The sequence below is a fragment of the Herpetosiphon gulosus genome (genome assembly GCF_039545135.1).
Taxonomy (GTDB): Bacteria; Chloroflexota; Chloroflexia; order Chloroflexales; family Herpetosiphonaceae; genus Herpetosiphon; species Herpetosiphon gulosus.
In genome coordinates this window covers 221,007-244,417 of record NZ_BAABRU010000007.1, presented here as the reverse complement: position 1 = coordinate 244,417, position 23,411 = coordinate 221,007, and the positions used below count along the sequence as shown (strand labels likewise).

Annotated in this window: 18 protein-coding genes and 1 tRNA gene; 12 read left to right on the top strand and 7 right to left on the bottom strand. The window is 48.7% G+C overall.

All coding sequences use genetic code 11. The features are described from left to right. Window positions 1–10 precede the first annotated feature (10 nt). The 8 genes from malQ (at window position 11) to ABEB26_RS11565 (ending at window position 12,007) form a co-directional block, all read left to right on the top strand. Complete coding sequence (gene malQ, locus ABEB26_RS11600; protein ID WP_345722163.1) at window positions 11–1,570, top strand: 4-alpha-glucanotransferase; 1,560 nt, start codon at window positions 11–13, stop codon at window positions 1,568–1,570. Beyond that, entirely contained in the window at window positions 1,567–1,926 is a 360-nt protein-coding gene (locus tag ABEB26_RS11595) for a hypothetical protein (RefSeq protein ID WP_345722162.1), read from the top strand. The genes malQ and ABEB26_RS11595 overlap by 4 nt, the downstream gene beginning before the upstream one ends. A gap of 19 nt (window positions 1,927–1,945) precedes the next feature. Then, complete coding sequence (locus ABEB26_RS11590) at window positions 1,946–2,893, top strand: 6-bladed beta-propeller (protein WP_345722161.1); 948 nt, start codon at window positions 1,946–1,948, stop codon at window positions 2,891–2,893. Further along, complete coding sequence (locus tag ABEB26_RS11585; RefSeq protein ID WP_345722160.1) at window positions 2,890–4,455, top strand: PP2C family protein-serine/threonine phosphatase; 1,566 nt, start codon at window positions 2,890–2,892, stop codon at window positions 4,453–4,455. The genes ABEB26_RS11590 and ABEB26_RS11585 overlap by 4 nt, the downstream gene beginning before the upstream one ends. A gap of 372 nt (window positions 4,456–4,827) precedes the next feature. Then, a complete protein-coding gene (locus ABEB26_RS11580) occupies window positions 4,828–6,108 on the top strand; it encodes an N-acetylmuramoyl-L-alanine amidase (RefSeq protein ID WP_345722159.1) in 1,281 nt (426 codons plus the stop codon). A 93-nt stretch (window positions 6,109–6,201) separates the two neighbouring features. Beyond that, on the top strand, window positions 6,202–8,127 hold the full coding sequence (locus ABEB26_RS11575; RefSeq protein ID WP_345722158.1) for a WD40 repeat domain-containing protein: 1,926 nt from the start codon (window positions 6,202–6,204) through the stop codon (window positions 8,125–8,127). Between the two features lie 93 nt (window positions 8,128–8,220). Continuing rightward, a complete protein-coding gene (locus ABEB26_RS11570) occupies window positions 8,221–10,125 on the top strand; it encodes a hypothetical protein (protein WP_345722157.1) in 1,905 nt (634 codons plus the stop codon). Window positions 10,126–10,513: 388 nt separating this feature from the next. Further along, on the top strand, window positions 10,514–12,007 hold the full coding sequence (locus ABEB26_RS11565; protein ID WP_345722156.1) for a carboxypeptidase M32: 1,494 nt from the start codon (window positions 10,514–10,516) through the stop codon (window positions 12,005–12,007). Window positions 12,008–12,073: 66 nt separating this feature from the next. On the opposite strand, the gene ABEB26_RS11560 is transcribed toward ABEB26_RS11565, so the two are convergent. Then, window positions 12,074–12,148: transfer RNA gene (locus ABEB26_RS11560), tRNA-Lys, on the bottom strand. A gap of 156 nt (window positions 12,149–12,304) precedes the next feature. Here ABEB26_RS11560 and ABEB26_RS11555 point away from each other — a divergent pair. Further along, the gene (locus tag ABEB26_RS11555) at window positions 12,305–13,642 is read left to right on the top strand and encodes an AAA family ATPase (protein ID WP_345722154.1); all 1,338 of its coding nucleotides are present in this window, start codon (window positions 12,305–12,307) and stop codon (window positions 13,640–13,642) included. A gap of 267 nt (window positions 13,643–13,909) precedes the next feature. Here the strand turns inward: ABEB26_RS11555 and cas6 are convergent, their stop codons facing one another. Next, window positions 13,910–14,845: a CRISPR system precrRNA processing endoribonuclease RAMP protein Cas6 gene (gene cas6 / locus ABEB26_RS11550; protein ID WP_345722153.1), complete on the bottom strand. Its 936-nt coding sequence runs from the start codon at window positions 14,843–14,845 to the stop codon at window positions 13,910–13,912. A gap of 291 nt (window positions 14,846–15,136) precedes the next feature. Between cas6 and ABEB26_RS11545 the strand changes: the two genes are divergently transcribed. Together ABEB26_RS11545 and ABEB26_RS11540 are read left to right on the top strand one after the other, a co-directional pair. Next, window positions 15,137–15,559 carry a cyanovirin gene (locus ABEB26_RS11545; protein ID WP_345722152.1) on the top strand — a complete coding sequence of 141 codons (423 nt, stop codon included), beginning with the start codon at window positions 15,137–15,139 and terminating at the stop codon, window positions 15,557–15,559. A gap of 123 nt (window positions 15,560–15,682) precedes the next feature. After that, window positions 15,683–16,621 (top strand): AraC family transcriptional regulator, encoded by a 939-nt coding sequence (locus ABEB26_RS11540; protein ID WP_345722151.1) that lies wholly within the window; start codon window positions 15,683–15,685, stop codon window positions 16,619–16,621. Here the strand turns inward: ABEB26_RS11540 and ABEB26_RS11535 are convergent. The 3 genes from ABEB26_RS11535 to ABEB26_RS11525 all read right to left on the bottom strand — a co-directional run bounded on the left by ABEB26_RS11535 (window position 16,618) and on the right by ABEB26_RS11525 (window position 18,358). Continuing rightward, on the bottom strand, window positions 16,618–17,022 hold the full coding sequence (locus tag ABEB26_RS11535) for a (R)-mandelonitrile lyase (RefSeq protein ID WP_345722150.1): 405 nt from the start codon (window positions 17,020–17,022) through the stop codon (window positions 16,618–16,620). The two genes, ABEB26_RS11540 and ABEB26_RS11535, sit on opposite strands and share 4 nt — an antisense overlap. A gap of 98 nt (window positions 17,023–17,120) precedes the next feature. Beyond that, the gene (locus tag ABEB26_RS11530) at window positions 17,121–17,720 is read right to left on the bottom strand and encodes a DUF7677 family protein (RefSeq protein WP_345722149.1); all 600 of its coding nucleotides are present in this window, start codon (window positions 17,718–17,720) and stop codon (window positions 17,121–17,123) included. Window positions 17,721–17,728: 8 nt separating this feature from the next. After that, window positions 17,729–18,358 carry a GTPase domain-containing protein gene (locus tag ABEB26_RS11525; RefSeq protein ID WP_345722148.1) on the bottom strand — a complete coding sequence of 210 codons (630 nt, stop codon included), beginning with the start codon at window positions 18,356–18,358 and terminating at the stop codon, window positions 17,729–17,731. A 143-nt stretch (window positions 18,359–18,501) separates the two neighbouring features. On the opposite strand from ABEB26_RS11525, the gene ABEB26_RS11520 reads away from it, so the two are divergent. Then, entirely contained in the window at window positions 18,502–19,752 is a 1,251-nt protein-coding gene (locus ABEB26_RS11520; RefSeq protein WP_345722147.1) for an AAA family ATPase, read from the top strand. A 1-nt stretch (window position 19,753) separates the two neighbouring features. Here ABEB26_RS11520 and ABEB26_RS11515 read toward each other — a convergent pair whose 3' ends face one another. Further along, a complete protein-coding gene (locus tag ABEB26_RS11515; RefSeq protein ID WP_345722146.1) occupies window positions 19,754–20,488 on the bottom strand; it encodes a GNAT family N-acetyltransferase in 735 nt (244 codons plus the stop codon). Window positions 20,489–20,629: 141 nt separating this feature from the next. Then, window positions 20,630–23,395 carry a valine--tRNA ligase gene (locus tag ABEB26_RS11510; RefSeq protein WP_345722145.1) on the bottom strand — a complete coding sequence of 922 codons (2,766 nt, stop codon included), beginning with the start codon at window positions 23,393–23,395 and terminating at the stop codon, window positions 20,630–20,632. Window positions 23,396–23,411 lie beyond the last annotated feature (16 nt).

The following is a 23,411-nucleotide window of genomic DNA, read 5'->3' as shown; positions in this document are numbered from 1 at the left end:
AGGTAGTTCGATGACCTTCGAACGTGCTGCGGGGATTCTTCTGCACCCCACTTCGTTGCATGGTCGCTATGGAATTGGCGATCTTGGTAGCGAGGCTTACCAATTTGTGGATTGGCTACAAGCGGCTGGCGCACGGCTGTGGCAAATTTTGCCGCTCGGCCCAACTGGCTATGGCGATTCACCCTATCAATGTTTTTCGGCGTTTGCTGGCAACCATATGCTGATTAGTCCCGATTATTTGGCTCGGATCAATTTGCTAGCCGAATGGGATTTGGCGCAACTCACGCATTTGCCTGCCGAAGCTGTCGATTTTGGTGCGGTGATTCCGGCCAAATTGCAACTTTTGCGCACCGCCTTTGAAAATTTCAAAGCTCAAGCTGATGATCGTGGTTTTAGCGCGTTTTGTGTTGCCGAACACGCATGGCTCGACGATTATGCCTTGTTTATGGCCTGTAAAGCAGCCCATGGCGGCGCTTCCTGGACGACGTGGGATCAGGCAATTGCCTTGCATGAGCCAGCAGCGGTCGTCGAGTGGGGCAACAAATTAGCTGATGATGTGCAGTTCCATAAGTTTTTGCAGTGGGCCTTTTTTAGCCAATGGGATGCTTTGAAGCATTATGCCAACGAGCGTGATATCAAAATTGTTGGCGATATTCCGATTTTTGTGGCTCACGATAGCGCCGATGTTTGGGCTAATCGTAGCCTGTTTTTGCTGCATCCCGATGGCAATCCAGTTGATATTGCGGGCGTGCCACCAGATTATTTTTCGGCAACAGGCCAGCGCTGGGGCAACCCGCTCTATCGTTGGGATGTGATGGCCCAAGATGGCTATCAGTGGTGGCAACAGCGAATTAGCGCCAGTTTGCGCACCGTCGATATCGTGCGGGTTGATCACTTCCGGGGCTTTGCTGGCTATTGGGCTGTACCAGCAAGCGAAGAAACCGCAGTCAATGGCGAATGGCGACGTGGTCCAGGTGCAGATTTCTTCCAAGCGATTAGCCATGCTTTTGGCAGCTTGCCGTTGATCGCCGAAGATTTAGGCATGATCACGCCTGATGTGTATCAATTGCGCGATCAATTTACCCTACCAGGCATGCGAATTTTGCAATTTGCCTTCACCTCAGGAGCCTTCCAATCGAACTTCTTGCCGCATACCTATGTGCCAAATACCGTCGCCTACACTGGCTCACACGATAACGATACCTCGCGTGGCTGGTACACTAGTGCTGGGCCAGAAGAACAGCATCGTGCCCGCACCTATTTGTATTGTAGCGAGGATGCGATAGTTTGGACAATGATTCGCACCTTATATGCCTCGGTGGCTGATACTGTGATCATTCCCATGCAAGATGCACTTGATCTGGGCAGCGAAGCTCGCATGAATCGGCCTGGTTATACTGGTGGCAATTGGGCATGGCGTATCAAGCCCGATCAGCTATCCTACGATTTAGCTCGTTCGCTTTATGGGCTGGCCGAAGTGTATGGGCGCTTGGCTCAGCCAGCGATCAGCAATGAGCTTGATCCCAATGCTCCGCCCTATTTTGACCTACAAGAAACCAGCGAACTATGAGATTTGACCGTTCTTGGATACCCGCGATCATTGCAATTCTGGGTTTGTTTATGCTGCGCACCCAAGTGTTGGCCATGCCAAACGTGGCGCGAGTGGCAATTATGTTGGTTGGCTGCGGCTTTCTGCTGTGGATTGCTTGGCAAATCTGGCAGAATCGCCAAGGCTCGCGGCTCTTTAGCAGTGGCCCGCAAGTTCAATACTGGCGCGGCCAACGAATTGAAATCAAGCCAACTCAGAGCTATAAAAAGAGCCTCAAGCTTGAGCCACGCACAATTGCGCTGATCGCGCTCTATGGCCTTGCTGGATTAACGGGCATTATTGGCACATTATTGAATCTTGGCCGTTTTGGGTTCTAAAGCGCACTTTGGAGCATGCATGCGTCGCTGTCTTTCATTCTTGCTTGTGGGGTTGTTGGCTGGCTGTAGTCAGCAACCTCAACACTTGCTGCGTCCAAATGGCGTTGCTGTTGCCAGCGATCAACAAATTTATGTGACCGATCGCGGCAATTATCGCATCGCTCAGCTCAACTCCACTGGCCAAATTGCTGCCAGCATTGGGGTTTTTGGGGTTGGCCCAAGCAATATTCACTCTGGCTGGGATCTGGGGCGCGATAGTTCTGGCCGTTTGTATATTGGCAATTTTATCTATAATGATGAAGCGACGCTGGTGCACGATGGGGTGCGCAGCTTCGAGCCTGATGGTTCGTTTGTGCGCGAATTCGGTGGCAACGATTATGATCCAGCCATGGATGAGCCAACCAACGAACCCTATGGCGTGACCGTTGATAGTGCCGACCGGATTTGGGTTGCCAATTACAAAGCCAATCGGGTGGTGGTCTATCATCGTGATGGTCAGCAATTGGCTGAATTTTTTGGCGAGTTTGGTAATGGCAACGAACAATTTAGCGGCATCAGCGATTTAGTCGTTGATCGCGAACGTCGCCATGTGTATGTGGTCGATTCGTTCAATGGCCGAATTCAAGAATTTTCGTTGCACGAAGCTGGCGATACAATTTCATTGCAATTTTTGCGGGTAATTGGCCGCTATGGCAGCAATCTTGGTGAATTTTCCTACCCACTCAATATTGCGCTCGATCAAGCGACGGGCGATATTTATGTTGGCGATATGGGCAATCAGCGGATTCAACGCCTAACCCACGATGGTCAGCCAATCACTGCCTTTGCGCCTGATCTTGAGCGTTGGCAAGTCTTTGGCTTGGCGTTTTACAACAATCATGTTTATGCTGCCGATGCCTACAACAATACCATTTGGCGCTTCAATGCCGATGGTAGCAATCCACAACGCTTGGGGAGCGAGCAATGAAAGTGCGTATTCCACTGATTATCAAAGTGTTGTTGCCGCTCCAAGTGATCATTATTGCAACGCTGGTCTTTGCTGGCCTGAGCTTCTATCGCGAAACCAATCAGCGCTGGCAACGTGAGATGGATACGCGTCTGGCGCGGGTAGTTGAATTAATTGCCCGTGAAATTGACCCAGCCTTGCTGAGCCAAATTGATGCGCCAGCTGATTTATATACCGAAGCCTATACCACGCTGCAAAAGCAATTGGTCCAAGCTCAAACTGCCGCCAACGTAGGCTTTATCGGCATTTTACGTCGCGATATCAAAACCCATCGTTTGTATTATTGGGTCGATGTTGATAATACAGGGATCAACTATCCCTTCTTCTACGATACACCTGAGCACTGGGCGGCCTTTGAAGATGGTAAGCGCCATGCCGTGCGCTATGCCGATGAATTTGGCTCGTACTATGGGTTGGTTGCGCCAATCGTGGTCAACGATGCCCAAGGTCAGCCCTATGTAATTGCGATTGTCGAGGCTTCGCTTTCGGTTGAGGCGCGTGATTTGACCCAGCAATCGCTAATTAACCAATTATTGCCATTGATTATTGGTGGCAGTCTGGTGGCGATTGCCTGTGCTTGGCTGGCGACGGTTTTTGTGGTCAATCGGCCACTTCAGCGCTTGAAACATGGTGCATTGCAACTTGCCGACGGCCATTTGGGCCATACCCTGCCTGATGATCAACGGGTTACTGATGAATTAACCGACTTAACCCGAACGTTTAATCTTATGTCGCAGCGCATCGCCAAACTCTATACCGAGCAAAGCGAACGCGAACGGATGTTGAGCGAGTTGCAAATTGCACGAAATGTGCAACAAGCGCTGTTGCCAAAGCATTTACCTAGTGTTGCTGGGCTTGAAGTTGCCGCGATTTGTTTGCCCCAACGTGAAACCTCAGGCGATTTTTATGGTGTGATTGCTCAAGGCAGCAACACCGTTGATCTGATGATTGGCGATGTTTCGGGCAAGAGCGTGCCTGCTGCCTTAGTGATGGTCGCCACCTATAGCACCCTCCGCGCCTTGGCTGGCACCCAAGCCACTCCAGCCATGATTCTTGATCAAACCAACACCAGTTTGGTACAAAATATTCCTCGTAGTATGTTTGCGGCGGTGAGCTATGCCCGCATCGATGCCTTGGCTCGCACCTTGGTTTGGGCTAATGCTGGCCAGGTTTATCCATTTTTAATTCATAACAGCCGCAATCAGCCCGAATTTCCCGAATATTTGATTGGGCGCGGCCAATCGTTGCCACTTGGCATCACGCCATTAATTCAATATGAAGATAGCCCAATTCAGTGTAATCATGGCGATATGCTATTGTTCTTCACTGATGGGATTGTTGAGGCCATGAATAGCAGTGATGAGATGTATGGTTTCGAGCGTTTGGAAGATTTGGTGCGCTCGTTGCCTGCCGATATTCATGCCCAAACCTTGCTCGATGCTGTGCTCAACGATGTGCAAGACTTTGCCAACCATACCGAGCAGCACGACGATATTACGATGCTGGCCGTGAAGTTTGTGTAGATCGGGAAACGAGAACATAGAGCATAGATGTAATGGTTTATGATTTTAACAACTGTTCTCCCGTTCCCTCACCCCCAGCCCCTCTCCCACGGCGGCGGGAGAGGAGAGTAAACTCCTGGAGCAGTTCCCCCTCGCCTGCTGAGCGGGAGAGGGGGTGAGGGCATGCTGGCTGTCGTTAATGCGATAAACCATTACACATAGAGCATAAAAAATTATGCTTCGTGCGCTTCGTGTCCTTCGTAGTTAAAATTCCAAGCCCCTATATTCTATGTTCTTTGTTCTATGTTCTTATGCATTTTGTAGTACATTAACAACGAGATTATTAGGAGCGGTAGTAATGATGCAATGATTGGCATCATGCAAGGAGCTTGTATGCAGTTTGATACCTCGTATCTCAACAAAACCCCCAACAAAACCGCCCGTAACACCACTAGTTTCAAGCCCGAATTTGTGATTTTGCACGAAACGGCGGGCTATGGGTCACTCGAATGGAACCTGCGGCCAGAAGTTCGCTCAAGTTATAACTATCTAATTGCGCGTGATGGTAAAACCTATCACTACGTCAATGAAAAAGCCTATATCGCTTGGCATGCTGGGGTGCGCAGTTGGGCACGCGGCTACAGTGGCGGCGAAATCAATATCTATTCGATTGGGGTCGAAGTTGAGGGGCCAAATGATGGTACGCCGATCACCACCGCTCAAACCAAGTCACTCGTCGAGTTAATTCGCTATTTTCGTGATACCTATGCAATTCCGATTAATCGCGACTATTTCTTTGCCCATAGCACGGTTGCGCCTGGCTATAAAGATGACCCACGCGGCTATAGCGTTGAATATACCTTGAAATTGCTTGATGAAAGTAGCCCACCCAGCGTTGGCCCACGCCCCAACACCCTCGGCGCACAATTGCGCAACGAGGTTTATAAACTGGCCAAGGGCGAATATCGACCTGATTGGATGTTTCATCAATATGCCTTCAAAAACAAACTTGGCTCGCCGATTCGGGTTGGCATGGATTTTAGTGTGAAAGGCGTGCGCTACACAGGCGAGGTCTATGGCCGCGATGTTGTGATTAGCCCATACAATCAATGGGATATTGTGCTGCGCGCCAACGATCTGACCGATCAAGATGTTTACAACGCCCTGATGCAATTTACCTATGGGGCGTTGGGCGTGGATTATCGACCAGATCAAGCCTTTTATCAATTTATTAGCCGACCGCCACGGAAGGTGGTGGGTGTGCCGTTGGGCAATAGCAGCCGTTTGCAAGCTGGCGATGGCGCGGCCTATGCGGCTCAAATTTTCTCGCTTGATGCGCTGTATACGCCGATTGCCGCTACAGGCTCAACCAATTGGTCGGTAGTCAAACAACTTAGTGCGATTGTGGCCGCTCAAAATGCCTCAGCCGCCGATGCCACCCTGCGCGAAACGATCAATCGAGCCATGTATAGCCGTATCAATACCAGTTTCGATGCTAAGTTGCCCTTTATCAAAAAAGCTTTAGAAGCCAAACTTGGTGCACCATTGTCGAGCCAACGGCGTTGGAGCTATCGCAACAATGAATATTTGTATGTGGTGTATGCTGGCGATACGCTGTTTGCGCTGGCCAACAAACCCGCTGAAGTCCGCCTATTGAGCGAACAGGCCGATTAACTTTCAGCTAGCTATAAGCCAACTATCAGCCTCGTATGATGTTTTGTCATAACTCCTTCTTAGATGATAAACCTACACATCTAAGGAGGAGTTATGTTTAAACGCCGTGTTCAATTATTGCTTTGTGGCACACTTGTGCTCGGGCTAGGCGCTTGTCAACCCAGCCAAACTCAACCAACCGCTCCGACCCAAGCAAGCCCAACCCAGTTCGCCCAGAATTCAGCAACGCCATCGCTGGTTGCAACCAACGAGCCAGAAATCCCAACCGAAACCACCCAAGTTTTGGCAACACCAACGATTGAGCCAACCATTGCACCAAGCCCAACGCCATTTGAGGCTAGCATTGAACCATTGCCCGAGCCAATTTTGATCAGCGAGCCATTGCCTGAATTCATGCAAACGATGCTTGATTCACCACTAAGCTTTAGTTTGAATGATCAAACGACCTATGCCAATCCAGCCCTATTGCCCGAACGCAGCGCAGAAACAATCAATTTGCAAACCTTGCCTAGCCTAAACCTCTTGCAAAAAATAGGGCTAGGCGAAGTGGTTGATTTGGCGATTGCTCCAAATAATCAATTTATGACGGTTGCCACCTCGATTAATCTGGTTGTGTATGATTTGCCAAGTTTGCAGCAACGCTATGTTGCGCAAGTGCCAGCGGCCATCTATAACCTTAGCATTAGTGCTGATAGCGCGACGATTAATCTATTAGTCAATCCCGATTTAATCAATCCATCGCCAGTTAAGGCCACGCTTCGGCGTTATGCAAGCCAGACCGGAGCTTTTATCGATCAAACTGAGCAAATGGTTGATCTTGCCCAATGGGACCCAAGCGAACCAATCGTGGGAAGCCAATCGATTCCAACTCATAGCGGCGGTTATGGTGCTTACAGCCCGAATCAAGCCTTTTTTGCCCATCTTGAGCCACCCCCAGGTTTAGTGCTGGGTTTAGGCGTAGCAATCGAACGGGTCGTGGATCAAACCACGATTTATACTGATGAACAATCGTTGTATCTGCGCTTTAGCCCCGATAGTGCCTATGCCGCTGTGTTTTTTGAGCAATCGATTCAATTGATCGATTTGAATTCAGGCGCTGTGCAACACCTGTTGATTCCAGCCTACAGCTATGGCAATTTCAGCCCTGACAGCACCTTATACGCAACCAGCGATGGGTTTCAATTGCTCGATTTGAACCAGGCACGTATCTTCAAAAGCTTTCCAAATCGGCCTATTGATACGATGTATCGCACCTATACGCGTCCAACATTTAGCCCTGACGGCCAAATCATTAGCAATGGCGAAAATATCTGGGCGATTAACCAAGAGCCACCCCTGATTCGCCAGCAAATATTGCCATTTGCTGGCGATGTAGCATCGGGGATGGCGATTGTTCATGGTGCTAGCGAGTGGCTATTAACCAGCGAAAAAAGGTTTACTAGAAATAATGAATTGCTTGAGCTAGAGCTTTTTAAAGCCGATCAGCTCTATAGTAGTTTTACGGTTACCGACACCTTGAATGATGCCTATTTTAGTCCTGACGGAACACAAATTGGCTTTATTTTCAATGATAATGAATTGCATTTCTATGATCTAGCAAGTAAATCATTCATTCAATCCAAAATATTTCCATATGCACTTAAAGAATTAGCATTTAGCAATAATGGCAGTCAAATTGTTGTAAGCTTCGAGGAGAATCCGCAATCGATTGTTGCCGTATTGCTTAATTTTAATGATCTGAGCATTATTCGAACATTTGGAGCCGTCGAGCAGCAATTTGCACTTGACTATAATAATTTATCTTATCAAGCCTATCAAAGAAATGTGCCTATTCAAATTATCGCTGCTGCTGATTTAATGATCATCCCGATTGATTCAAAAGAGAATCAGGCTATTGTTTATCAGGTAAGTGATGGAATGCCGATCTATCAGATTAAACAAGGCATGCTATCACCAGATAATCGACTTTACATCTCGATTGAGGGCGGTCAATTACAATTATGGGGGCTGAAACCATAGATTTCAGTTAGGTATAAGTATTCTATCAGATTCGTACTATGGTCTGACATAACTCCTTCTTGGATGATAGATCCATTCAGCAAAGGAGGAGTTATGTTCAAGCAACCAGCCCAACGGCTCGGCTTCGGTCTTTTAATCATGATCATTAGTGCTTGCCAAAGCACACCAGCAGCCCAGCCAACCCCAAGTGTATTACCAACCGCGACCAACATTGCGTCAGGTAGCAGTGTTCAAGGCTTAGCACCTCAAGCCTCGGCAACGCTTGCCTCTACCCAAGCCTTACCAAGCGCGACAACTGCGCCAACCCAGGCCTTGCCCAGCCCAACCCAAGCACTTGTTGCAACGGCTACGAGCGAGCCAACCCTCGTTGCGACTCAAGTTGCTAGCGTTGTTCAAACCAATAATCTCTTGCCTCAATTGATGCAACTGCCAGCTAGCTCAATTGAACACATTAACCCCAATAGCTATGGGTTGTTAGCAGCCCCGTTTAAATTGCCAGCCCGTAGCAGCCAAACGATTAATGAAGCAACCCTACCACAAATTGAGCTATTACAAACAATCGGTCTAGGCACGCTGCAAAATGGCGATTTTGCCCCAAATAACGAATTTGTGGTGGTAGTAACAGAACTCGGTTTTGGGGTGCATCGCTTACCATTGCTTGAACAAGCCTATTTTGTGCGCAGCGCTAGCGCCATCAAAGCAATTCGGGTTAGCTCTGATAACACGATCATCGAAGCATTAATTGAAGTTAGCAGCGATCCAGCATTCGCAGGCGTGTGGTCGATCGAGCGCTATAACGCTAGCATGGGCGAGTTTATTGAACGCCAGCCAACCGACGATACTGACTATACTTGGAATACCCAGCCAACCAATTACGATCAACCCAACCCACGGATCATCAGCCCCGATGGTCAAATCGAGGCGCGTTTTGCTATTCCTGAAGGTGTGCCAAGTGATAGTGATGTGAGCCTGATTCGGCTGGCTGATCAAGAGGTTATTTATGCTGGCAACAGTAGCAAAAACCTGCGATTTAGCCCTGATAGCAGCCAAGCCTTGTTATTCGATGATCAAGCGCTGACGGTTGTTGCGCTCTCCGATGGGCATAGCCAAAGCTTCAATTTTCCGGTCTATTATCAACCAACATTGAGTCCCAATAGCCAATTGTTGGCGATCGCTGGCGGCCAGCAGATTCTCGATCTTGAGCAAACCAGGCTTGCCTATAAAATCCCACGCCCAATCTTCTATCGCCTGAATCCAAAACCTGACTTTAGCAGCGATAGTAGCCAGATCAACCTTGGCGTTGGCCAGTGGAATCTAGGCGATATGAGTCAGCTTTGGCAGCAACAACTCCATGGCATCGATGATGTTGGTTACACCTTGATGGCGACCGATGCTGATCGGCAATTGGTCGTTGAGGCAGTCAGTATCAGTCAGCTTGAGTTGTATGTTTCGCAGGCAGGCCAACCGCTTTATAGTCGCCAACTTGATCCTGGCTATTTGGTCGATTTGGCGATTGTCCCCAATCAAAATCAATTGGTGTTGTTAACCGAGCAAGGGCAACTGAGTTTGCTGGAGCTTAGCACAGGCACAACCTTGCAAACAATCGACCTCAATCAACCAGCCTTGGCATTAGCCGTGAGCGCCGATGACCAAACCCTGGCCGTAGCAACCCAACCCTCCGATTCAAGCAACATTTGTGCAGTTGTGCTTGATCGAGCCAGTTTGCAAGTGTACCGAGAAGTTCAGTGCCACACTAGTAGCCAAGCGTTTGATCCGCGATCTTGGTATCCTGTAATTCAATTTAGCCCCGATGGACAATTGTTGCTGCTGCAATCTGCTCCGCTAGCCAATAACCCAACTGAACCAAACGTGATTATTTATCGTATTAATGATGGACAAGCGTTGTTTAGCGCCAAAAATGCGATTATTGCCCCCGACCAACGCTTGATCGTTTCGGTTGATCGTGGGCAGTTGCAATTGTGGGGAATTAGAGAATAAGAGGTCAGGGGCTAGGGATCAGGGGTCAGGGAAGTTGTAGAACATAGAACATAGAGCATAGGGATTAGGAATCAGGCACGACGATTTAACGCAGAGGCGCAGAGGGAGTGAGGGTTTAGACTTCAGAACTTAGGGGTTGGGGTTCAGGGATTAGGGGCAAAGTAGAATCATCACATCCATCTGGGTGAATCTGTGGCTAAAAAACTAAACCTTCGTGTCCTTCGCGGTTTCAGTTTTTCGTGTGCTTCGTGGCTCAAAAACTTCCTGACCCCTTGATTTTTAAAAGAAACTCGTATGATCATATCAACATATGCTAAAATAGAGTAGGTATCGTCAGCGGCATGATCAACATGGTCATGCTGCTTCAATTAAAAAGGATTAAGCACCCATGAGCCAAGCCCTTGAGCAACTTCGTGAACATCTGGCGACGATTCGCGATCTCAACCATACTGCTGGATTACTGTCATGGGATCAGCGTACCCAAATGCCACGCGGCGGATCGAGCACTCGCGCCGAACAGTTGGCTACGATTAGTCGGATTTCGCACGAGCTATTTACTGGCGAAAAAACGCTTAAATTGCTCGATGCAGTCAACGTTACCGATTTGCCACCCGACTCTGATGATGCCCGTTTGATCAGTCATACGCGCTACAACTACGAGCGTTCGAGCAAGTTGCCTGCTGAATTTGTGGCCAAACAATCGCGGGTACGGGCTTTGGCGGGTAAAGTTTGGGAAGATGCTCGCGCCAACTCCGATTTTGGTCAGTTTCAACCCCATCTTGAAACGATTGTTGAGATGGTGCGCGAACAAACCGAATTCTTGGGCTACGACGAACATCCCTACGATTCCTTGCTTAATAGCTATGAACGTGGTTTAACCACCAATCAAGCCATTGGCCTGTTCGAAGAGTTGAAGGCTGGCACTGTGCCGTTGGTGCTGAAAATTGCCGCCATGGGCGACGATGGCCGCGATGCCCCGTTACATGGCAATTATCCTGAAGCCTTGCAAGAAGAGTTTGGCAAAAAGGTGACCGTGCGCTATGGCTACGATTGGAATCGCGGTCGTCAAGATCGTAGTACCCATCCATTTTGTAGCAACTTTGGCCGCAACGACGTGCGGATCACCACGCGCTTTAATCCCAATTGGCTCTCACCAGCCTTGTTCGGCACGCTGCATGAGACTGGCCATGCGCTATATGAACAAAACATCAAGCCCGAACTTGATCGCACGCCACTTGGGCGAGGCACATCGTTAGGTGTACACGAATCGCAATCACGTATGTGGGAAAACATTGTTGGGCGTTCGCGGCCATTCTGGGAATTTTTCTACAGCGATTTGCAGGCAACCTTTCCCGAGCCATTAGCCAAGGTCGAACTAGAAAGCTTCTATCGCGCGGTCAATGCGGTTAAGCCCTCGTTGATTCGGGTTGAAGCCGACGAACTGACCTACAATTTGCATATTTTGTTGCGTATGGAATTGGAAATTGCTCTAGTTGAAGGCACGCTCAAAGTTGCCGATTTGCCGGAAGCCTGGAATTCCAAAATGCAAGCCTATCTTGGCATCACACCACCCAACGATGCCGAGGGTGTCTTGCAAGATATTCACTGGTCGGGCATGATGTTTGGCTACTTCCCAACCTATACCATCGGCAATGTGCTTTCGGTGCAATTGTTCGATACGGCGATCGCCAAGCATCCTGAAATTTGGGATGAAATGCGGCAGGGTCAATTTGGCACATTGCTGGGCTGGATGCGTGAACATATCCATCAACATGGCAGCAAATTCTTGCCCAATGAGTTGATTAAACGGGCCACTGGCCGCCCAATGGATGCTGCACCGTATGTCAAATATTTACAAACAAAATTTGCTGAGTTGTATTAACTATTTCACCAGCAGCTTGAAACCACAAAAAAGGGACGTAGCAAATTTGCTACGTCCCTCTGTGTTTGGTGAGCCGGGTGGGACTCGAACCCACAACCAGCTGATTAAGAGTCAGATGCTCGACCATTGAGCTACCGGCCCAAACAGCGTCTATAAGTATACACAGCCTCAGATCTTTTGTCAAATTGGTAGTTAAGGATTGAGGTATTGTATCGATAACCTAACCCCCATGTTCTCTTGACCGATGCAGACATTCTTCGGTTATTATAGGCGCGTCAATTGCTGAGGAAGCTTGTTATGCACCAGCCAGATCCTGAAACGTTGCAACGAGCATATGCACAATTCGCTAAATTGCCGCTCAAGCGGATTCCCAAGCGCCAGCAACCTGCGCCTGAATCGTGGCTGCCTTTGCATCCGGCGAATACCTTTATTGGACGTGAATTTTACTTGCGCCAGTTGGCTCAGGCCATGGCTAGCCGCGATGCAACCGAAAGCACTCCAGCAGTGGTGATCACTGGCATGGGTGGTATGGGTAAAACCAGCCTAGCCCTTGAGTTTGCTCATCGATATGGGCATTACTTTGCAGGCGGCGTTTTTTGGATTAACGCCGATGATACTAATTCAGTTCGCTGTATTGTGTTGCCCAGTCTCGACGCAATTTGGCGCAAAATCTACCATGCACGAGATCTCAAGTTGGCTGAATGGGAACAGCGTTTGACTGAGGTACAAGCTTTTTTTAATAATCCCATCCCCCGTTTATTGATCTTCGATAACTGCGAAAATGAGGCTTTGCTCGAAATGTATCGGCCTTCACCAAGCAGTGGCTGTCGAATTTTGGTAACAAGTCGTAACAGCACATGGTCAGCCAGCAATATTCACCAATTGCCCCTTGATGTGCTTGAGCCACGCGAAAGTTGTGGATTGCTCCAGCGTTTGGTGCCGCGACTTAATCTAGCTGAGGCTGCTCAATTGGCTGAGGCGGTTAGTTATTTGCCTTTGGCGCTTTATTTAGTTGGTTATGCCTTAGGCAAACTTGAGCCAACCCTTGCACCCATCCGTTACCTTGAGCGACTTCAGCAGGCTTTGCTCGATGAGCTTGAACTGAATGCCCAGGATTTAGCTGAGATTGAATATCGTTCAGCGACCAATTATCAATCGATCATCGCTGCTACCGTGTGGATTAACTATGATTTGTTGGTTAAAGCAAAGACTGGTGGCGATTTGCTTAAACTGCGGCGTTTGCTAAGTTTGTTGGCCTGTTGCGCACCAAATCTGCCGATTCCATTGAGCGCTCTGGGCTTTGCAACTGGATTCAGTCAGCGTATGCTCAATCGGCTCTTGCGTCAATTAGCGCGAGCTGGCTTTATTCAGGCTAGCGATCAACCGCAAATACATGGCTTGATCGCCGTCGTCATTCGTTCGCTTGAACATGAGCAGCTGGGGGTTGCTACTGCTGCCATGAATCATGGCCTGATCAAAGCTAGCAAAATTGCCTGTGAAGAATGGGCAATGCAAACCCTGAGTGAGCTTGAGCCTCATTTGTATCATCGCTATTATCACGAAGGCGAGCGCCCAATTTACGCTGGGCAATTATTGAATCAATTGGCGCTGATTGCCAGCCGACGTGGCGATTAGCGCAGCGAAAGCACCATTAGCCTGCGAACAGCAAGTAGCTGGGCCTGAACTTTTTTGAGCTAGGAAGGATATGAAGCATGGGACTATAGGCTTTTGGCTAGCGCTGATGATGGGAAAACCTACCATTATGCCAAAAGTCAAAAGCCTATAGCCTCTGGGTTAAATCCTTAGTCCCTAGACCTTTTGATTTTTGACTTCTGCCTTTATTCTTTAGTATTTTGAGCCTTTTGATTAAATACTGACCCCTGGCCCCTAAACCCTGAACCCTCAGCGTAACCGAAACCAGCCATTGCCAAAAACCGCAGCTTTGCCAATATGCAGCGCCGAGGCCATGAGCAACAGGGCAGTTAATGCGGGTGTAACCCGCGAAAAATCGATTGTACCAACGACTCCGCCAAACTGCATATTTTGGCCAGTTGCCGCCGAGGTTCGACCCCATTCAACCCAACGAGTGTTAGCGGCCTCAAATTGCGCAGCCCGCGCTTGGTTAAATAATTGATCAAGATCGCAATTCCAGGGTTTTGTGCCATATAAGCTATTCATTTGTTGCATACGCCGTAGGGCAGCACCCACAATCAACGGTAAATCGAATTGTCGCGCCAACTGGCCATGCTGTTTGAGGCGGGTTGGCGTAACAAACTGCAACTGCCAGCGGCTCGCAAAACGCTGAGCATGATCAAGAAAAAATTGCGGTTGAAGCTGCGCCGCCATTCCAAACCATTGACCATCCTTTAATAATGGTATGAATTGCTGACGCTGGCTGGAAAAACTATCAACTTGGGTCAACTCAGCCAGCGCCCGATCTTCGCCTAGACCTAAACGACCCAAATGCTCAAAGGCCGCAATAATCGGAATGACATGGCGTTCAGCCGAGCCAATCAAAATTAAATCAAAGCTTAATCGATCGCCAATGCTAAACTGGGTTTGTTCATCGAGTGGTGGGCGTACAATAAATGGCCGTGGTGCTTCGCGTACCCCAACTAATTGATTTGGCGGTGCTTCTGGGGCAAAAAGGTTGCGATAGGGGCAGGCGACTTGACAATCATTCACATTCTCACAGGTTGGAATGCAAAAAACTTTGCTCAGGGCGCGACCCCAGCCACCGCGCAATAGTGCCCCCTTCCAACGTGGCAAGCGGGTTTCAGCCATAAAGCGATAAACAAAGCGTAAATGAACCAGTGGTAAATCTGGCAAAAGTTCCATGCAATCTTCCTCAACATACATTGACTGCTACTTACACCCAGCATAGCATACACGTGGTCTTGATGGATGTCTACGGCGATCTTTTAGGTATGTTGAGTGAAATAATTCATGATTTGGCTGGATGCAACGTTTAATTAACGAGCGCTCAATCATAGATATCTATACATTAAATAGTTTACAGATATCGCCCTGTGTGGTTCGCTAGCGAGGCTTCAAGGCTAGCCGATCAGCAGCAGACAATGCTTAACGTAAGCTATGGCAAACGGCTTTTGGTACAAGGAGCGAATACCTATGTCAGTGCAAGAACAAGCCAAAGAATATGTTCCAGCAGGTTCCTACCAACGTACTAGCCAAAACATTAATGTAACAATTACCGCGCTTTGTCAAAAGAATGATGGCAGTTGGGTGCAATCGCCGCCGTTGAGCTATTCGGCTAACCAAGCTGGCACAATTACCGATTTGGCCAATATGAACGGGGTTTTGACCTTGTTCACCGATAATCCAGCCAACCATAATGTCTCGGATAATTTGGGGCCATTCGTGCCAGCTGGCTCATATCAACGCACCAGTCAACAAGTAAGCGTTACATTAAATGCGGTTTGCCAAAAAATTGATGGGCAATGGGTTCCCTCACAACCCCTGAACTACACCGCTGAACAGGCTGCCAATGCCAACGATATTGCCAATCGTGATGGTAATCTGCGTCTAGAGTAAATGCTTGATCTTCGCGCTGGTCGGCTAAACTGGCTGACCAGCGCGATTGTTTGATTCCTACAATCCAACAGGCTCGGGTTTTTGGTATAGTAGTTGCAGCTTGTTGCGACGAGGATACCTGCCATGACCATGTTGGATCTTGCCCCAGCCCTTGAAACCAAACCCTTGCTGGAAACTGAACGCCGCTATTTGGCTCAATTATTGGCTCAGCATACGCCCCAAGATGGGCGTTTTGACTTGGATATTCCTCGAGCTTATGCCATCCGTGAATCGAAACCGCATCAACGTTCGCTGCCAGCGCTCTATCAGCCAAGCATTTGTATTGTGGCTCAAGGTGCTAAACAACTGGTACTGGGCGATCAGACCTATACTTATGATGCTGAACATGTTTTGATTATTGCGGTCGATTTGCCAGTTGCGGCGCAAATTACCCAAGCCAGTGTTGCCGAGCCGTATTTATGCTTCAAGCTTGAGTTTGATCCACAGCGCGTGGCCGAATTAGCGCTTAAAGTCTATCCGCAGGGCATTCCTGCGCCGACTCAACTGCGGGCAATTTCGATTGAACGCACCAATCGCCAGTTGGTACAGGCTGCGAGCCGCTTGATCGATCTAATGAGCCAGCCCGATGAGGTCGAATTGCTGGCTCCGTTGGTGATCGACGAGATGATTATTCGGTTGTTGCGTAGCCCATTTGGCGGTCGGCTGGCTCAAATTGGCCAAACCACTTCACGGGTTACCCCAGTAGCGCAGGCGATTAGCTGGTTACGCCGCCATTTTGCCCAGCCTTTGCGGGTTGAGGAGCTTGCCACACTGGCGAATATGAGTGTTTCGACTTTTCATTTACACTTTAAGGCGGTTACCGCGCTTAGTCCAATTCAGTTTCAAAAAACCTTGCGTTTGCACGAAGCGCGGCGTTTATTGGTCGCGACAGCATTGGAGATTGGGCCAATCAGCCAGCAAGTTGGCTATGCCAGCCTCTCGCAATTTAGCCGCGAATATCGGCGCTACTTTGGTTGTTCGCCAACCGAGGATTTGACTCGCTTGCGGCGATCAAGCACTTAGCCAACCTCGACTTGATATTGTTCGTCGCTGACATGCTCTAGCCATTCGACGGCTGTGCCATTTAGTTGCTCTTGAATCGCGATATGGGTCATGGCCGTGGTGGGGCCAGCGCCATGCCAATGTTTTTCGCCTGGTGCAAACCAAACCACATCGCCTGGCCGAATGATCTCGATTGGGCCATCCCAACGTTGAGCCAAGCCATAACCCGCCGTGACAATCAAGGTCTGGCCGAGTGGGTGGGTATGCCAAGCAGTGCGTGCGCCTGGCTCGAAGGTGACACTTGCGCCACGTACTCGTGCTGGTTCTGGCGCTTGAAAGAGTGGGTCGATGCGAACTGTGCCGCTAAAATAGGCTGTCGAGCCAATTTCCGAAGGCTGCGAACCATTTCGTTTGATCTCCATACCAACCTCTTAAATAAACCAATCATTGCCAGTATAACCAATGTTCGTTTAATTGAGTTGCCTGATTCGCCGCGATTGTTGCCAAATTTTCGTACTATTTAGCAATTAATTTCCCATGGTGCGATCGGTGGGTCGAGCACGATTGTACGATCAATCCAGTGCAGCAAACACCATGTTGCTCGTTCCAAGGCGGCTTGTTTATTCACCACCATCCCATTAGCATCAACTAGTAGATTATTGACAAAAACCATGATCACTTGCTCTAAAAAGCTGCCACCATTGAACAAGTGTGGAAAATAATCGTGGTTTTGGATAATTTGAGTAGGAAGTGTACCAAAGGCCAGCGCCTGACCAAAATGCTGGAAAGCAGCGTTAAATGTACAATTTTGGCTAGCTGGAGCCAGCTCCCATGGCTCGATTGGATAATTGCAGGCAAGCGTTGGGAGCATGTTTTGAGCAACCCAGGTTGCCGCCCGATTTAAAGCCGATTGGCCTGAAGCATGGGGAGTTAAGCAATTGTTGCTGAAAACGGCAAAGCTAGCGGCAAAAACGTGACGATTCGCCAGCAAAAATTCAGCATAATCTTCGTCGAAGATATCGGCATCGTGGTAAAAGGCCAACAGCGTGCTATTGCCAAGATAAAAACCAAAATGCCAGGCATCCTCACGTAATTCAGCCTCGATATGCTGGGTTATCATTTTTATCCTCATTCAGTTAATCTGATAAATCGGGCTAGCGACTGAAGAACATCCTGTTTTAAATAGGTTATAAGTCGCGTTTCTAGCGTATTCAGCGCTGCTACAATTGCTTCAGTTGAGCCTTGATAGGCATTTGTTTCTACATATTCCCAATCAAGTGGGTTGAGGAAGCGTTGGAGCGTTTCAATTGGAATAATGTGTGACATATCGCGTTTGTTATATTGCAATACAAACGGTAGTTTTCGAAACGTGCGTTGATTTTGCTGCTGCATTTTGGCAACGTTTTTGAGGGCAATGATATTTGACTGTAATTTATCGTGCTGTGAATCGACCACAAAAACCACAGCATCAGCAATACTAATCCACTCATTGGTGAAAGTATGCTCCATGGCTACGCCTTGTTGTCCAAGACAGTGTAGATGCAACTGCCAATCACCAATCTGCTGTTGCCCAAGCACACTACAACTAATAAAACGAAATGCTTCTGTTGCATAATGCTGGATAGGGTGAATCAATCGTTGCTGCTCGGTATGATAACGGGCAATTTGTCGAATCGAAGCCGTTTTACCACTCATTGCTGGGCCACAATACATCACATTACAATGAATAATCTGGTTGATTGCATCGAAAAAAGCCATACGTTGTTCCAATCATGCTGGGCTTATTGTAAATCAGATAAGCGTTAAACTGACACATTTAATCGTTGTGACAACCGTTGTCATTGGGCTTGGGTATACTCAGACCATCGAACGAGGGCTTTACGTTATAGGAGAATGCTCCCTTGAACAAAGAAACCTATTTAAATGATGCGTTGGGGCTGTCGAGCCAATCGCTGACCTATATGGTGAGTCAGCAATTAGCCGCGCATTATCCCGATCAAGGCATTCTCCAAACCGGAGATTGCGATTTTGATGTGCGCAGCTATGCTGGGGCGGGCTTGTGTGAAGTGAAAATCCATCAACAACCCTACCCGCAAATCAACTATTCATGGCTACGTGGTGAGGAAGGTGGTGAGATTGCTCGTTCGCTAGAAAACGCTTGGCAAACCATCACTTGGCAAGACCAGAGCTTTGATTTATTGCTGCTGTCGTGGACAGCCTATGGCACGACCTATAGTCTGCAATGGTTGATTGGGGCTTCACAAGCAGCCGTCGAAGGGTTTTTCAGTGTAGTCTGTGATTGGAACACCGAAATTCGCGATGAAATTATGGTGTTCGATGAAGGCAGTTGGGAAAAAAGCCAAGAACTCTACTATGCGATTAAAAATGCCTCGCTCGATAATTTGATTTTGCCTGGGACGCTTAAACAAGATATTTTCCGCGATTTGCAACGCTTTTTTGAAAGTAAAGCTACCTACGAACACTATAATATTGCTTGGAAACGGGGAATTATTCTGGTTGGCCCGCCTGGCAACGGCAAAACCCACATGATCAAAGGCTTGCTGAACGCCTTAGATTACCCATGTCTGTATGTCAAAAGCTTTGATGCCCAATATTCGACCAACAACGCCAATATTCGGGCGGTGTTTGATCGAGCACGCCGCAGCGCTCCCTGTATCGTGGTGTTGGAAGATTTAGATTCGTTGATCAATGATACCAATCGAGCCTTCTTTTTGAACGAAGTTGATGGGTTTAACGCAAATCAAGGGGTTGTATTGCTGGCAACGACCAATCATCCTGAGGATATTGACCCAGCGATTATGAACCGTCCCAGCCGTTTTGACCGCAAATATTACTTTAGCTTGCCTGAACTGGCCGAGCGTTTGGCCTATATTGAACAATGGAATACCGCGCTGCATAGCTCAACCCAATTAACTGAAGCTGGCATCCAGCAGGCCGCTGAGGTAACCGAAGGCTTCTCGTTTGCCTATTTGAAAGAATTGTTTGTTTCGGCTTTGATGCGCTGGATCGATATCAAAGACCAAACTGATATGGATACGGTGATTTTGGAGCAAGCCACATTTTTGCGTGAGCAGATGGTGACTGAAGATCCCGAAGCAACCGAAGAGGAAACTGAAGACGACGAAGAATAGGCTAGTTAGCTTTTTCTAGCTCAAAAATCAATACCTCAGCCCGATCGCGGTAGCCAAGTTGGCGATAGAGTGGTGCTCCCAGCGTACTGGCCACCAAAATACTATGTTGGCAGCCCTTGGCAACTGCATCGTTCAACAACTGTTGCATTAACTGACGTGCGAGGCCGCGCCGCCGAAAGCTTGGCGCGGCCACCACCGAATCTACCAACGCAATGCCCTCAGGCAAGCTTACCAAGCGGGCGACTGCCGCTAACTGTCCTTCAACTTCGATCAAATATTGGCCAAGGTGCGAATCATCAAGTCGATCAAGCGCAAATGGCGATTTGGCAAACTCAGCGTGGTTTGGTAATGCAGTTGTTGCACTCAACTGTTGCACGTTGGTTTGTGGTTCGACTGGAGAATCGCTTAGCCTACGACTCATTAATGTTTCGTGGTGTAATGGCTGATAGCCCAGCGGAGCTAACAACCTCACATAATCGTTGGTGGTTTGGGTAAAGATTGTGAGCCAATGCGCTAGCAGAGGGTGTTGTTGGCTGATGGCTCGGCCAAAATCCTCTACGTTGGCGGACTGGCCTTGATCGAAGATTAAAAATTCATCGCTGCGCCCATTGATTACCTCACCAAAGCTGACGTGATAATGCTGGCCCATAGGTTGAAGCTGAGTTCTAGCCAAAGCCCGTGAATAAACCCAACCACACACAAATGCATCAACTACCTGCTCAAGCGCTAATTCCATGATGATCCCTTGGTAAGCATGAATTTAGGTCTAGTGTAGCCGATCTTCCACGAAGAGCACAAAGAGCACGAAGGCTAAGCATTCCAAACTTAAGCATCTTCGTGGTTCTTCGTGTCCTTCGTGGATCAAAACAACCCCTACTTAGAAACTCGCCAAACGTTCGCGCAAGGTTGTAGCTGCTAACTCTTGAGCAGCCAAAGCTTCGCGCTCTTTCTGCACAACCTCGGGCTTGGCTTTAGCCACGAAGTTTTCGTTGGCAAGCTTCGTGCGGCGTCGCTCGACATCGGCCTCAACCCGTTCAAGCTCCTTGTTGAGCCGTTCGCGCTCAGCCGCCAAATCGACCATACCCGCCAATGGCAAGACAACTTCGGCTGGCGCAAACACCAAAGTTGTGGCTTGTTCAGGTCGTTCGCTCAGGCTTTCGCTAATTAGCAGTTTGTCGGGAGCGATCCGCGCCAAGCGACTGATAATTGCTGCTTGCTCGGTCAGCATTGGCGTGGCAGAACCAGCCGCAATCAATGCCTCGATCCATTTAACTGCTTCCACCCCAGTTTCGGTGCGCACGTTACGCACGCCGCGAATGATATTTTGCACCAAATCCCAATCACGCTCAGCTTGCTCATTGAGCATGGCAGCGTTAATTAAAGGATACTCAGCGATGATTAATGCAGCTGGCGTTGGTGTGGTTTGCTCGCTATTGTGCAATTTTTGCCAAGCAACCTCGCTGACAAACGGCATAAATGGGTGCAACAAGCGCAAGGTTCCTTCTAAAACGCTGTAGAGCGTTTCGCGAGTGCGCAATTGCTGTTGCTCATCGCCTGTGTCAATTTGAATTTTGGCAGTTTCAATATACCAATCGGCGAATTCATCCCAGAAGAAGGTTTGGATTTGGCGACCAGCTTCGCCCAAATTGAAACTGTTCATCAAACGCTCAACATCGCCCGCCAAACGATTGAACCGCGAAAGAATCCAACGATCTGCCACAGTATAGGCTTGATCGCTCAAACGTTCAGCGCCAACTTTGCTTTCGGCGGTGCGTGGCAAATCGCCCAACTTCGAAATCACAAAGCGGGTTGCATTCCAGATTTTGTTAGCGAACGAACGCGCCGAATCCAAACGGGTTGGTTGCAGGGCAAAATCTTGGCCTGGCGTTGATGAAGTGGCGAAGGTAAACCGCAGCGCATCAGTGCCATATTGCTCAATCAAATCCATCGGATCAACCTGATTGCCCAATGATTTCGACATCTTGCGGCCATGTTCATCACGCACAAGACCATGCAAATAAACCCATTCAAAAGGCTCTTTGCCCGTGAGATAAATCCCCAACATCATCATCCGCGCTACCCAGAAAAACAAAATATCGTAGCCAGTTTCGAGCAGCGTGGTTGGGTAAAATTGTTTGAAATCAGGATTTTCAACATCAGGCCAGCCCAAAATGCTGAATGGCCACAAGCCCGATGAGAACCACGTATCCAACACATCTTCATCTTGGCGTAACTCAACTACTTGACCATAATGCTTCGCCGCTGCGGCGAGAGCATCGGCAGCATTCAATTCGACAAACATCTGGTTATCGGGGCCATACCACACCGGAATCCGATGACCCCACCACAGTTGGCGACTGATACACCAATCCTGAATATTTTCCATCCAATGAAAATAGATTTTATTGAAGCGTTCGGGCACGATTTTGGTGCGGCCTTCGCGCACAGCGGCCATCGCTGGCTCGGCCAATGGTTGAGTTTTTACAAACCACTGGGTGCTAATTAATGGCTCGATGATCGTATCGCAGCGCTCACAGCGGCCAATCTTCATCAAGTGCGGCTTAGTTTCAACCAAATTACCAGTTTCGGTTAGATCTGCAACCAAGCGCTTGCGAGCCTCAAATCGATCAAGCCCAGCGTAACTACCACCTTCAGCATTGATCGTCGCATCAAGATTCATGGCGTTGAGAATCGGCAAATTATGGCGTTGGCCAACAATATAGTCATTTGGATCGTGGCCTGGAGTGATTTTGAGTGCCCCCGTGCCAAACTCACGCTCAACATAGGTGTCGGCGATGATTGGAATTTGGCGACCCAAAGCTGGCAGCACCACAAATTTGCCGACCAAATCAGCGTAGCGCTCATCTTCGGGATGCACCGCTACTGCCAGATCGGCTAGCAAGGTTTCGGGACGGGTTGTGGCGATCGTAATTGATTGATCGCCCTCGCTGATGCGCCACTCGGTATCGTTGGCAGCGTTGGCAACTTTATAGCGAATATGCCACAAATTGCCTTGCTCTTGCTCATCGCGATAGACCACTTCAAGGTCGGAGATCGCCGAAAGACAGCGCGGACACCAGTTAACCAAGCGCGTGCCCCGATAGATCAAGCCATCATCAAACAAGCGCTTGAACGCTACAACCACCGCTTGCGAGAGACCTTCGTCGAGGGTAAAGCGTTCGCGCTTCCAATCAACCGATGATCCGAGGCGGCGAATTTGGTTGGTGATTGTGGAATGTGAACGGCCCTTCCATTCCCACACTGCATCGAGAAAATCCTCGCGCCCAAGATCGTGGCGAGTTTTGCCCACCTTGGCAAGTTGCTTTTCAACCACATTTTGGGTGGCAATCCCCGCGTGGTCGGTGCCAGGAACCCACAACGTTGGTTGGCCGAGCATGCGATGCCAGCGGGTCAAAATATCCTCGATCGTGTTAGTCAAACCGTGGCCTGTGTGCAGCACGCCAGTCACATTGGGCGGCGGAATCGCAATCACAAATGGATCTTTCGTATTGGCAGCAGTTGGCTTGAAATAGCCCGCCGCTTCCCACCATTTGTACAAATGTTCCTCGACCTTGGTGGCCTCGTAGGCTTGACCAAGATCGGCTCCGGCTAGGGCGCGTTGTAAATGTTCGTTTGCTGACATGGTTTAAACCTCAAAC